Below are 12,457 nucleotides of genomic sequence, written 5' to 3'. Positions count from 1 at the left end.
TTTCTCCCCCTAGTTACTTCTTCTCTCTTTTATAAAATGGTGTAGAAACTACAACCGCTTTTAATTTTTTATTTCTAATTTCAACTTCAATTTCAGTACCTAAGCTTGAATATTCTGTTTTAACTAACGCAAGTCCAATATTGCGTTTTAATGTTGGAGATTGTGTACCACTTGTTACCTCTCCAATATTTTCCCCATCCTTATATACAGGATAATGAGATCTTGGAATTCCTTTATCAATCATTTCGATTCCTACTAATTTACGAGGAACGCCTTGTTCTTTTTGAGTTTTCAGAACTTCTTTACCGAAGAAATCTTCTTCTTTATTTAACTTCACTGCAAAGCCGATTCCAGCTTCTAGTGGAGTGATATCTTTTGAAAGTTCTTGTCCATATAGTGCTAACGTTGCTTCAAAGCGCAGTGTATCACGTGAACCTAATCCACAAGGTTTTAATCCGTCTTCTTTACCAGCTTCAAGTAGAATATTCCAAAGCTTAGCAGCATCAACGGCTGGACAGTAAAGTTCAAAACCATCTTCACCTGTGTATCCAGTACGTGAAACTAATGCTTCTACATCACTAATTTGGACATTATTTTTAAAAGTAAAATACTTAATTTCGGAAACATTAATTGATGTAAGTCGTTGTAAAATTTCAACTGCCTTTGGACCTTGTAGAGCCAATTGTGCAATTTCATCACTTTTGTTTACAACTTTTACATCACCTTCAACGTGTGAGTGTAACCATTCAAAATCTTTTTCGATATTAGACGCATTGACAACTAATAAATAATGTTCATCGCTAAATTTATAGATTAGTAAATCATCTACAGTTCCAGCATCTTCATAGCACATTGCACTATATAATGCACCTTCTTCTTTTAGCTTTGAAACATCATTTGTCATCATTTTTTGTAAATATTTAAGACTATCTTTACCAGTTACTTCAATTTCTCCCATGTGAGAAACATCGAATAAACCAGCCGCTGTTCGAACAGCTTCATGTTCTTCTTTAATGCTCGAGAATTGCACTGGTAGCTCCCAGCCACCAAAATCAATTGTTTTACCACCTAAAACTTTGTACTCTTCATACAAAGGTGTACGTAATAAAGTCGTCATGTAGTCTTCTCCCCCTTATCTACATGCTAGCATGATGGAAAACTAAATTAATAGTTCGTCCAGCTAAACAATTAAATAATTTACATAATTTGTCTTTTTTCGGAAAAACTAGTAGAAAACAAAAAATTATTATTAAACAATATTAGTTTACTGTTAAATCAAAAGAATCTAATTCTTTGATTTATAAAAACTTATAAGAATTTTCTTTTTTTCTACACTCTTATCCTAACACTAAACGACAGTTTTCATCAATAACGAAGTGAAATTTTATCAAAAGAAAATTACGAACGTTACACAATCTATTTTACTATAATGTTCATTATTTACCAATAATAAAATGAAATAGGTGAGAAAAAAATGTCAATAGAGATTAAATTCCATACAGAATGGCAAAATGAGTTCTTAGAAAAGCTTGAGAATGATGGACCTTGGTCAAATTGGGAAAACTATAAGCTCGCCTATCATACGAGTACAAAGCTAGCAGTCCCATCATTTACGGGTATGATCGCACCATCTCATTTGCCTAATTTAACACCATTACCACATCAATTAGAGGTTGCTACAACAGTCATTGAAAAAATGAATGGTAAAGCAATACTTGCAGATGAAGTTGGGTTAGGAAAAACAGTTGAAGCAGGCTTGATCTTAAAAGAATATATGATTAGAGGTTTAGTGAATAAAGTATTAATACTAGTACCCGCTTCACTAGTATCACAGTGGACATTTGAATTAAACACTAAGTTTCATATACCTGCCATTGCTCAACAGAAGAAAAACTATGTTTGGGATAACTGTGATGTAGTCGTTTCTTCCATTGATACTGCTAAACGTGCACCACATCGCGAAAAAATATTAGACATAAACTATGATCTAATTATTATCGATGAAGCTCATAAACTAAAAAACAATAAAACAAAAAACTATGAGTTTGTTCAGCATTTGAAGAAAAAATATTGTCTATTACTAACGGCAACACCTGTTCAAAATAGAATTGAAGAGATTTTCCATCTCGTTTCCTTATTAAAACCTGGACATCTCGGAAATAAAACAAGTTTTGAAGAATATTTTTCTGCTAAAAACCGCTCTTTAGAGCATGAAGACTTACTCCGTGAATTAATCGGAAAAGTTATGGTTCGAAACAGAAGACAAGACACAGGAATTGAGTGGACAAAACGAAAAGTTGAAACAGTCCTTATCAATTTCAATGAAGAAGAACAAAAATTATATGATTTAATTGATGAATGGCAAAAATCCCAATATACAGGAGTTAACTCTGCTTTTTCATTTTTAACATTTAAACGAGAAGCATGTAGTAGCCGAGAAGCAGTTTATGTATCCCTAAAAAAAATGCTTCAAAGATTTGAAAAAGAAAATATTGAAGTAAATGATCCATATATCGAAAAAATATTTCATCAAATCAATCAAATCACTTCAAATTCAAAAGCAAATAAAGTAATTGAACTAATCAAGAAAATCGATGATAAAGTGATTATCTTTACTGAATATCGTGCCACTCAATTGTATTTACAATGGTTACTAAAACAAAATGGCATTACTTCTGTACCATTTCGCGGAGGATTTAAAAGAGGTAAAAAAGATTGGATGAAGGAACTATTTAAAAATAGAGTACAAGTTCTAATTGCCACAGAAGCTGGTGGCGAAGGGATTAACTTACAATTTTGTTCCAATATGATAAATTACGACTTACCTTGGAATCCGATGAGACTAGAACAAAGAATTGGACGTATTCATCGACTTGGTCAAACAGAAGACGTATGTATTTATAATTTTGCAACTGTCGGATCAATAGAAGAACATATTTTACGATTACTATATGAAAAAATCCATTTATTTGAGCGAGTAATTGGTGAGCTAGATGATATTCTAACTAGAATTCCTTACAAAGATTTTGAAGCACATATGAACGAAATATTCTTGAATTCAAGTACTGAAGGAGAAATAAAAATAAAAATGGAGAATTTAACTTCCATTATCCAATTACAGCAACATAAACAAGTAGGTGATCAGTATGCAGCAAAGTGAAATACATGACTTTATAGAATACTTTTTTATAAATAATGAATGTGAACTTGTCAAAAAAACACCGACATATTTAGAAATTCAATTAACGGTTGAAATGGATAAAAAGCTCATGAATCGCCCTTTCTATTGGCATTACTTAGAGAAAACAGGCGGTATTCCAAATCCAATGAAATTAACATTTATTACGGACAGTGAAAATGTACCTGAAGATATAAAGGGAGAACAAATCCACTTTGGTTCTCCCCGACTTCATCAAATATTCTCAATTGTAAATGAGCTTGGACAATCAATCAGATTATACGAAAACACGAAAGCACCTATGGGACAACAAATTGCACTTCATCCATGGTTAGCTGTAAATTACCAAGTATCTTTTACATGTGACCATAAGAAAGATTATTTATACTCATACGGAATTCATTTAATCTCAGGAACAATTATTGAAAACTTTCACTCAAAACTTGAAAAAATACCATTCAGTTCAAAAATTCCAGACTTTTGTTACTCGATGTCACCAATAATAAAACCAATAAGTGGTTTAAACAGAATGGAACAATTACTCAGAAGTAAAATTCAAGAAGAAGATGAAACTTGGGCGGAAGAAGCAAAAAATAGATGGAAACATGATTTGGAATTGCTCAATCAATTTTATAAAGATGACGAGGAAAAACCTGAAAACTATCATGTTGAATATAACGCATTAAAGGAATTATACGAACCTGTCATTCACGTCAATTGTACCAATGGCGGCTTATTTTATCTCTCACCAAATACGATGAATCGATTGGCATAAATAAGTAACAAATTCATTACAAGTAAAGAAGGGATTGTCTCATGAGTCTATTTGACAAAGAGACAGCCCCTTCTTTTTTATAGTTTGGCTCTGTTTAATTTAAATGGTGATTTTTGAGCAAATGAGAAGACCACAAAAAAGTGGTCTTGCTTTTCTTTATGCAAATAACGCATGCGTAAGAAATCTTACATCACTACTTTTTAACAGAAAAAAACGACCCAAAATCTGAGTCGTCTTACTACTTATTTATTAATTAACTTATTTAATTGCATAGATGTTACTTTCGTTTGTCTTTTATTGTGTTGAAGTAACTTTTTGAATTCTTCCCTCAATTTCATAATTGAAAGGTTTAGGAAGTGTTTTTACATAATTAATAGTTGCTTGAAGATCATCTGATCCAATTTCTAAATTTGTTGAAAGTTGTCCAATACCATATTTAACATTTCCATACATGTAGTTGTTTACTACTACCGAGTACTCTTTGTTCGGATCAATTTTACTTCCATCTGGTAATAAGATATTTACTACTTTTTTAGTAGAAGAATCCCACGTATATTTAAATCCAGCGATATGGAAATCTAAACCTTTATCAGTAATTTGATTATTTAATACAGTTTCTAAATCTGCACCACTAAGATTTACTTTATTTAATATATTTCCAAACGGTTGAATTGCAAACAAGTCACCGAACGTAACTTCACCAGCGTCAAGCTGTGCTCGTACTCCGCCACCGTTCATCATTGCAAAGTCAGCGTTCATCGCATATTTCATTCCATCTGCAATTAAATTACCAAGCGCAATATCACCATTCATTTCTGTAGATGGATACCCCTTTGGTAAGGTCTGCATAGAATCACCAACGATTTCCGCTTTTATTGGTGCAATTAAATCTTCATATTTTTTCATAATCGCAGAAACCGTAGAATCTGGTGTATAGTCTTTTTGGTAAACTGTTACTACTTCTGCTTCTTTCTTAACGATTTCACCTGTCACTGCATCTAACTCTAAGTCAACATCTGAAAATGCAGATCCATAAGAATAAGCTTGGACGATTAATTTATTATCTACTTCTTTATCAACAAATACATGATTATGAGCTGCAAAAATTACATCAACCTCATCATCAACTTTTTCGGCAATGTCAGTTGCATCAAATAAATCCGTTTTACCCGTTTGAAGTGTAGGATTATGTGCTAGTACTACAATTGCTTCAATGCCTTGTTGTTTTAAAATTTCTGTATAATGGTTAATAGCTTCAACTTCATCACGAATTTCAAGTGTTTCGTTTCCTTTTCGAATGATCATAGATGGTGTTTCCTGTGTTACTACACCGATGAAACCAATCTTTTTACCACCAACCTCTTTTATTGCATAAGGTTGAGTGATTAATTGACCTGTTGAAGTATCATATGCATTGGCAGCAATGACTGGGAAGTTCATTCCATCATATCCTTTAGTTCCCTTTGGATGCTCTCCACCATTAATCATACGCTTTAATTCATTTATACCTTCATCAAATTCGTGGTTTCCAACTGTACCTACATCAAAGCCCATAGCCTCCATAACTTCAACGGTTGGTTCGTCTTGGAATAAAGCAGAAATTAGTGGACTTCCACCAATCATGTCACCTGCGTGAACTAATAGTGTATTTGGATTAGTAGCTTCACGTTGTTTCATCGCAGCAGCTGTATATTCCATACTTCCTGCTAATACTTCTTGTCCATTAAGCGTAACTTTTGTATCAGTGTCAAGCTGACCATGAAAATCATTTAATCCTAGCAATTGAACTTTAATATTCTCTTTAGGAGCAGTTCCTAAATCTAATTTAAAAATTCCAAAGCCTGCATTATCTGTTTTATTTGTATATGAAATATTACTATTAGGTTTAATAAATTCTTCCGCTCTTGGTGAAGTCGTAAACGTTACATTCACATTTCCGTTAATTGGTGCAATCGACCAGTTACTATCAGCTGTTGGCGTAATTGTTTTCATTTCAGAAATGTAATCCATTAAGATTTGACGATTTTCATCTGCCGAATCAACAACAAGTTCACTTCCTTTAACACCAGGGAAGTTCCCCCCGCCACCTGCACGATAGTTATTTGTAACTACTATGAATTCTTGATTTAAATCTAAAGGTTGACCATTATAAGTTAAATTCAATACACGACTTGTATTATTAACTAAATTCCCATTTACATCATATCTAGCTGGTTTTGTAACATCAATTTGATAGTTAACACCGTCAATTACATCAAAATTATAAACTGGGAAAGATGGGTTTAATAAAGCTTGTTCTTCTGTTTTATTTGGATTAATTTGATTAAATTTACCTGCTGTCATTTCAATCCATTCTTTGACTACTGAACCTTTTACTTTAACCGCTTTTAGAGTATTGTCGTAAAGATATAAATCACCAGCACTTCTAATCGTTAGATCACCTTTTTTTATCTCCGTATATTCAGCTACTCCATTACGTCCAGCTTTAAATGGAGCACCTACTGATAAAATTGGTAAGTTTTTATATTCTGGTTTCTTTTCAGCAACATATTTTTCTACAAACCACTTTTGTGCATTTGTTACGACTTGGATTGACGGATCATCTTGTACTAATGAGAAATAGCTATGAATATCATCAGTTGTTGATCCGATAGGTGTATTTACATACTTAACTGTTGCATCATGATTTGGTTTAATTGCATTTACGATTTCTTGATCTGGAGCTACTGTACTTTCTGTTTTTGTTTTACCCGAAACTGGATCTTTAACATCAACCCATACTTCTCTTGTTGAAGATTGAGAGTTTACAACAGACCATTTTCCTTTTTCTTTTTTTAGTGTAAGGTCAATCAAGCCTAATGAACCACCACCATATCCAGCTTGTACTGCAGGTACACCGTTAATTGTACCTTTTGCATTATCTACACCTGGTAATGGTTTTTTATCTGCTCCTAAAAATAAAGCGTCAAGAGTAGCTTCTGTTTTTGCTGGGAATACTTTATGTGTATGAGAAAAAGTAATCGCATCTATACCTGGAACTTCACTTAACGAATAAATAACATCTTCAGTGTTTTCTTTATTCGCACTAAAGCCTGAATGAGTCATAGCTACAATAACATCTGCTCCTTGTTCTCTCATTTCAGGAATGAATTTTTTAGCTGTTTCCACAATATTTTTCGTAATTACTTTACCTTCAAGATTAGCTTTATCCCACTCATTAATTTGTGGTGGGGCAAAACCAATAAAACCTACTTTTATTACATGCTTTTTACCTTGTTCATCAACAATTTTTTTATTCAGTATTTTATAAGGATTAAATTTATTTCGATCATTAGTAGGATTGTTGTCATGGTCATCAACGAAAACGTTTGCATTTATATACGGAAAATTAGCATCCTCATATGCTTCATCTAAGAAATCTAAACCATAATTAAATTCATGATTGCCTAGCGTAGCAATATCATACCCCATTAGGTTCATTGCTTTAAAAACAGGATGAACTTCCCCTTCTTTCAAAGGATCAATTTTAGCCTCGTAAGTTCCTAATGGAGTTCCTTGAATTAAATCACCATTATCGACTAAAACACTATTTTGTACCTCTCCACGAGCTTCTTTTACGAGTGTAGCTGTTTTTGCTAAACCAACTTTTTCATAATTAGCATTCTTATAATAATCGTAATTTAATAGATTCGTATGGATATCTGTCGTTTCCATAATACGAAATTTTACTAAATCCTTCTCATCATTATTTTTTGTAGATAATACATTGACAGGTACAGACTCATTAGGTGAAGCATAAGCTTGTGTACTGAATACTGACATGCTTAATAGAGAAACTGCTAGTGATGCAGATAGTGCTTTCATAGTTGTTGAATTCTGTCTCCTCATTTAAATTCCCCTTAAAATTTTATTAGGATAATTTAATGTTATCCCCTGAATTATTATATAAGGAAAATAGGTTAAACTATGTTTAATTATTCTTAACGTGCTTTCACTTTTTTTAAAGGAGCAATTAAATGAATTTGGACCATTTAACTTATCTTGTTGAGGTTGCGAAAACTAGATCGATTTCGTTATCTGCTAAAAACTTGCATATTTCTGTTTCCGCAATCTCTCAGGCGATAAATAATTTAGAAGAAATATTCGGATTTAGAATTTTTATCCGGTCACGCCACGGTACAATTCCAACACTAGAAGGAGAGAAACTAATTGAAAAATCGTTTAGTTTATTGACACATGCAGAGGAATTAAAGGAGCTTGCTGTAAGCAACAATACTAAGTCTAGTGAAATAACAATAGCTTCTGTACCTGGATTAATTCATTACACAATTAATGTAATTAAAGTGATTAAAGACATAAATCCAGATACTAAAATAAAAGTTTACGGGAAAAATTCACTAGAAATATTGGATGATATAAAAGAAAAAAAATTTCGTTTCGGATTGATTTGGATATATGATGAGTTGTTAATGAAAAATAAGGAATTGGTGTTTGAAATTTTTCATGAAGTAAAAATTACTGTTTGTGTAAGCAAAAATCACACACTTGCCGAATGTAAACAGTTAACGATTGAAGATTTAGCAAAAGAAACATTTGTAGTCCACGATGAACACTATCTTAAATGGTATTATGATGAATTTTTAAAAGACAATACAAATGTATTATTCACTACAAATAATTTAGATAGCATTCGAAGAGCTGTTAGCGAAAATATTGCTATTACGATTGGTGTGGACTTTGTCGTTCAAAATGAACCACTTATTCAGTCTGGTGAAGTTATTTCTATTGAATTATATAATCCTTACCACAGACCTTTTTTTGTTGGTTGTGTCCGTAATGTATTTACCCAATTTACATCAGCTGACAAAAAATATATAAATCAATTAAAAAATGAAATTAAACTTAATAATGAATGAAAAAAATCTTTATTTACAAGAGGTTATAAATATGTTTACACATTTATTTAATACCAGTTCTCCTTAAATTTTAAGGTCGTTTAATCCAAACCTTTTGCCTAGTTTTTATCTAACTCGTCATCTTGTAAGTTAGCAAAAGAAAAAAAGAACTTCGAATAAGAAAAAACATAGGGAGATTTTAGTCTTCCTATGTTTTCATTAATATTATTTATCTGTTTTATTTTGCTTGTTTTTCAAATACTCTGCACGCATTTTTTCAAGTTGCTTCTTTTTATCAACTTTGGCAGGCGTTTGTTTTTCATGAAACTTTGTCACAGCTAACTGACCTTTGTAATCTAATTGATATTTTCCCACTTTGTTCACCTACTTTTCTTGACTTTAAAGAGAATCTATTCAACAAATATAATATAATTCATCGCCAAATGGTATTCATTTCATTGCTAAAATCAAAATAAAATGCCTTGACACTCTGCATTAGCCTCAATAATTTTATTTCTTGTTTCTTCAGCTCTCTTCTAAAGGTCCAATTGTTCGTTAAATAAGGTTTAACATATTAAAACAATCTAAGTCTACGCCATCTTTTAAATCGTTCTTAATAACCATTACTTTCTCGATGATATCATATTTAGGTTTCTGAGGGGAAATAATGTTTATAATGTTTATTTTGCAAAGTCTTTTTACTACTTGTTTTAAAAAATCTACATCCCAAATATTTTTCTCCAAAAAATCACTCCTTGTATTAACTTTTCTACTTATATCTTTCTTATCCAAATATTACTTGATTCAATTAACATGCCATTTAATTCAATAAGAAAATCAACATTATACTTCATAAATATAAAAATATAAGCTAATTTCAAAAAAGAGAATAGGTTTACTTCATAATAAAAAAGACCAAATCATATAAGATTCAGTCTTCTAAATTTCTTAATTTTTATACTTACTTTGTACTTAGAATTTTATTAGCTTAGAAATCAGCTTTTTTTACATACTCTTCTTATTTTTTCGACTTTGAATTTTCTTCATGTATAGTGCAAAGCTCAATGGAAGCATACCGAACATATTTGTTGAAAAAGATTCTTTATTTTCTTCCTTTTCATGTTTCATCATTTCACGCTTCTCTTTTGGTTGATCGATATAATTCATAAACTGCTCAGTCATATATTTAACATAATCATTAGTCTTCAAACTAATCACCTAGCTTTCTATTCACTTACTTCTACTATCTCCTCATCGAAGTGAATTTAAACAGTTAATGATTTCTACGGAAACATCCTTTGATGACTTTTCAGTAACTGAAACGGTGAAATCAGCTTTTTCATAAAAGGATTTTCGACTTATGAATAAGGTATTTAACTCTTCTATTGATCGGTTTACAGCGTTAGGGCGATTTGAATCCTGATGAATTCTTTTATATAACGTTTCAATTGTTGTTTCTAAATAGAATAAAATTCCATTTTGTTTCATGAATACTATATTTTCTGGACGGGTAACGATTCCACCACCTGTTGAAATAATTGAATCTTCATTCGATACCTTTTTTAAAACTTCGGACTCTATTTTACGAAAACCATTTTCACCCTTCTCTTCGAATATCGTTGGTATACTTTTACCTGTATGTGAAACGATTTCTTCATCTAAATCAATGAACTGACAATTCAAAGCTGTTGCTAATTTTTTACCAACTGTTGTTTTACCACAACCCATAAATCCTACTAAATAAATTGATTTCATATTCTCCTCCGACTTAATCAATCCAGCCTGATATTTGATTTTCATTTTTTTTATATTTAAATTGTACTACATGCTTTTTAATTCTCGAATTACTACTAGTTAGTTTAATGAAAAATTCATCACTAGTTGTCGCTTTAATATCCCATATAATTTTTGTATCATTATAATACTTTACAACATTAGATTGAAGTGGAATATTTCCAATTTTCAAATCGTAAATAGCATGGGCATATGTACGTTCTAGTTTATTATGGGTACGACTCAGTTGAATGAATGAGTTATAAGAATGAATAATATCAATTTGTATGAGAAAAAATACGATTAGTAAGTTTACAATTAACACGGTATAAGGTAAATAAACTCCACTTTCATTTAACTTTTTTTCAATTGATAAATAGTCGTATATTTTTTTCAAAAATATTACCATTTAAATCAACTACCTTAACAGTTATTTGATTTTTTCCATTTTTTTTAAATATAATCTTACTTATATTTTGTAAAACAATTTCATGGCCTACTCCTAGTACTTGTCTTCTAACGATGTCACCATATTTTTGATAACTACTCGGTACTTCATATGAATTTTCAAAAATGAGCAATTCTGAATAAACCGTTTGATTACTACTTGTATTAGCTTCTTCTTGAATTTCATTAATAAAGTTATCCCATTCTAAATGATTTAATGAACCCTGTTTATGATTTCGCTTTACAAATGCACTTAAACTTGAAGTAGTGATTGAAATGATCACCATGAATATTACTAACGATAATAACGATTCGATTAAGGTAAAACCATTTTCATTCTGAAATGTCCTCACAGATTTCTCTTTCCTTTGAGCGTTCATACCAACTAACACAAATCTCCCTTTCTGCATGTATTTTTTGATTTACGTTTATTGAAAAGAAAACACCGTTTCTTACGATCGCATTTGTATTAAATTCTTCTCTATTTAGATAATAAGAATGTACTGAATCAGTTAATATATCTTCTGCATTTTTCATCTTGATTGCTTGTTCCTTTTTCTGTAATAAAAGTGTGATTGAAGGTACGATGATCACACAAAAAATAATTAATATATTTAATGAAATGATTGCCTCATAAAATGAAAATCCTCTTTCATTTTTTAACATATGTAAATCGACCACTTCCTAAATAAAACGTAACGATATATTTACTATTTTTATACGTGATAGAAATTGTTCCTGAAGTCGAAATATTTCCATCTAGGTTAAATCTTAATGGGGCTTTAAGTGATAAATAGGTAATGATTAGCTCTGAATCAAATGTTCGCTTCAAAATAGGAGGATTCAGTAAATTGTCTTCGATGATATAACTTCCATTAGAAAAGATAATTCTTGTGGGGAGCTGATGCACTGCTGCATTTCTTTGCGCGAGGAAAATATCATTTTGTAGCATTTGTAAAAATAAGATGATTTTTTGTTCCTCTTCTATTTTTTTAACTTGTATGATTGGAAATACCATTAATAACATTATAATTGAAAGGACTACTAACAACTCTACAAGGGTAAAACCATCTGAGTTTTTTTGAAAGTTTTTAAGGTATAGATACAATGCCAGAATTTTTTTCATAAGTTAAGTCTGAATTATTTTTACATTTATAAGTTGTTATATAACCCTCGTCCTTTAATTCTTGTAAGCTTTCTGGTAATTTTTCATGATCTAATCGATATGCTTCTACGCTTGATTGCACCATTTTTTGTAATGCAGAACAACCTTTGGTCTGAATCGAAGCTTGTTGTTTACCGATATTCGGTATGACTAGTAATAACAAGATAGAAATGATTAATAAAACAACAAGCATTTCTATTAGAGTAAATCCCTTTTCATCCATT

Annotated in this window: 14 protein-coding genes; 3 read left to right on the top strand and 11 right to left on the bottom strand. The window is 31.1% G+C overall.

Features of this window, described 5'->3' with window-relative positions:
- Positions 1–13 precede the first annotated feature (13 nt).
- Positions 14–1,117, bottom strand: coding sequence for a glycine cleavage system aminomethyltransferase GcvT (gene gcvT, locus CAB05_RS06140; protein WP_087998948.1), 1,104 nt, complete (start codon positions 1,115–1,117; stop codon positions 14–16).
- Positions 1,118–1,474: 357 nt separating this feature from the next.
- On the opposite strand from gcvT, the gene CAB05_RS06135 reads away from it, so the two are divergent.
- Complete coding sequence (locus tag CAB05_RS06135) at positions 1,475–3,160, top strand: DEAD/DEAH box helicase (RefSeq protein ID WP_087998947.1); 1,686 nt, start codon at positions 1,475–1,477, stop codon at positions 3,158–3,160.
- Positions 3,147–3,953, top strand: a complete 807-nt coding sequence (locus CAB05_RS06130; protein ID WP_087998946.1) for a YqhG family protein — start codon at positions 3,147–3,149, stop codon at positions 3,951–3,953. Before CAB05_RS06135 ends, CAB05_RS06130 begins: the two co-directional genes overlap by 14 nt.
- 294 nt (positions 3,954–4,247) lie before the next feature.
- On the opposite strand, the gene CAB05_RS06125 is transcribed toward CAB05_RS06130, so the two are convergent.
- Positions 4,248–7,841 (bottom strand): bifunctional 2',3'-cyclic-nucleotide 2'-phosphodiesterase/3'-nucleotidase, encoded by a 3,594-nt coding sequence (locus tag CAB05_RS06125; protein ID WP_087998945.1) that lies wholly within the window; start codon positions 7,839–7,841, stop codon positions 4,248–4,250.
- Between the two features lie 128 nt (positions 7,842–7,969).
- Between CAB05_RS06125 and CAB05_RS06120 the strand changes: the two genes are divergently transcribed.
- Positions 7,970–8,869: a LysR family transcriptional regulator gene (locus CAB05_RS06120; RefSeq protein WP_087998944.1), complete on the top strand. Its 900-nt coding sequence runs from the start codon at positions 7,970–7,972 to the stop codon at positions 8,867–8,869.
- A gap of 204 nt (positions 8,870–9,073) precedes the next feature.
- Here the strand turns inward: CAB05_RS06120 and CAB05_RS22290 are convergent, their stop codons facing one another.
- The 9 genes from CAB05_RS22290 to comGC form a co-directional block, all read right to left on the bottom strand.
- Positions 9,074–9,223 (bottom strand): hypothetical protein, encoded by a 150-nt coding sequence (locus tag CAB05_RS22290; RefSeq protein WP_087998943.1) that lies wholly within the window; start codon positions 9,221–9,223, stop codon positions 9,074–9,076.
- Positions 9,224–9,403: 180 nt separating this feature from the next.
- Positions 9,404–9,592 carry a hypothetical protein gene (locus tag CAB05_RS06110; protein WP_087998942.1) on the bottom strand — a complete coding sequence of 63 codons (189 nt, stop codon included), beginning with the start codon at positions 9,590–9,592 and terminating at the stop codon, positions 9,404–9,406.
- A 261-nt stretch (positions 9,593–9,853) separates the two neighbouring features.
- Positions 9,854–10,057 carry a YqzE family protein gene (locus CAB05_RS06105; RefSeq protein ID WP_087998941.1) on the bottom strand — a complete coding sequence of 68 codons (204 nt, stop codon included), beginning with the start codon at positions 10,055–10,057 and terminating at the stop codon, positions 9,854–9,856.
- A 42-nt stretch (positions 10,058–10,099) separates the two neighbouring features.
- A complete protein-coding gene (locus CAB05_RS06100) occupies positions 10,100–10,603 on the bottom strand; it encodes a shikimate kinase (protein WP_158093191.1) in 504 nt (167 codons plus the stop codon).
- Positions 10,604–10,616: 13 nt separating this feature from the next.
- Positions 10,617–11,018 carry a hypothetical protein gene (locus CAB05_RS06095; RefSeq protein WP_142283056.1) on the bottom strand — a complete coding sequence of 134 codons (402 nt, stop codon included), beginning with the start codon at positions 11,016–11,018 and terminating at the stop codon, positions 10,617–10,619.
- Positions 10,987–11,421 carry a competence type IV pilus minor pilin ComGF gene (comGF, locus tag CAB05_RS06090; protein ID WP_158093190.1) on the bottom strand — a complete coding sequence of 145 codons (435 nt, stop codon included), beginning with the start codon at positions 11,419–11,421 and terminating at the stop codon, positions 10,987–10,989. Before comGF ends, CAB05_RS06095 begins: the two co-directional genes overlap by 32 nt.
- The gene (locus tag CAB05_RS06085) at positions 11,402–11,734 is read right to left on the bottom strand and encodes a type II secretion system protein (protein WP_087998937.1); all 333 of its coding nucleotides are present in this window, start codon (positions 11,732–11,734) and stop codon (positions 11,402–11,404) included. Before CAB05_RS06085 ends, comGF begins: the two co-directional genes overlap by 20 nt.
- Complete coding sequence (comGD, locus tag CAB05_RS06080) at positions 11,721–12,194, bottom strand: competence type IV pilus minor pilin ComGD (RefSeq protein ID WP_087998936.1); 474 nt, start codon at positions 12,192–12,194, stop codon at positions 11,721–11,723. The genes CAB05_RS06085 and comGD overlap by 14 nt, the downstream gene beginning before the upstream one ends.
- Complete coding sequence (comGC, locus tag CAB05_RS06075; protein ID WP_087998935.1) at positions 12,160–12,456, bottom strand: competence type IV pilus major pilin ComGC; 297 nt, start codon at positions 12,454–12,456, stop codon at positions 12,160–12,162. Before comGC ends, comGD begins: the two co-directional genes overlap by 35 nt.
- Position 12,457: the final 1 nt, after the last annotated feature.

The organism is Gottfriedia solisilvae (genome assembly GCF_002128405.1).
GTDB classification, from domain to species: domain Bacteria; phylum Bacillota; class Bacilli; order Bacillales; family Bacillaceae_G; genus Gottfriedia; species Gottfriedia solisilvae.
This window is presented reverse-complemented; position numbering and strand designations above follow the sequence as displayed.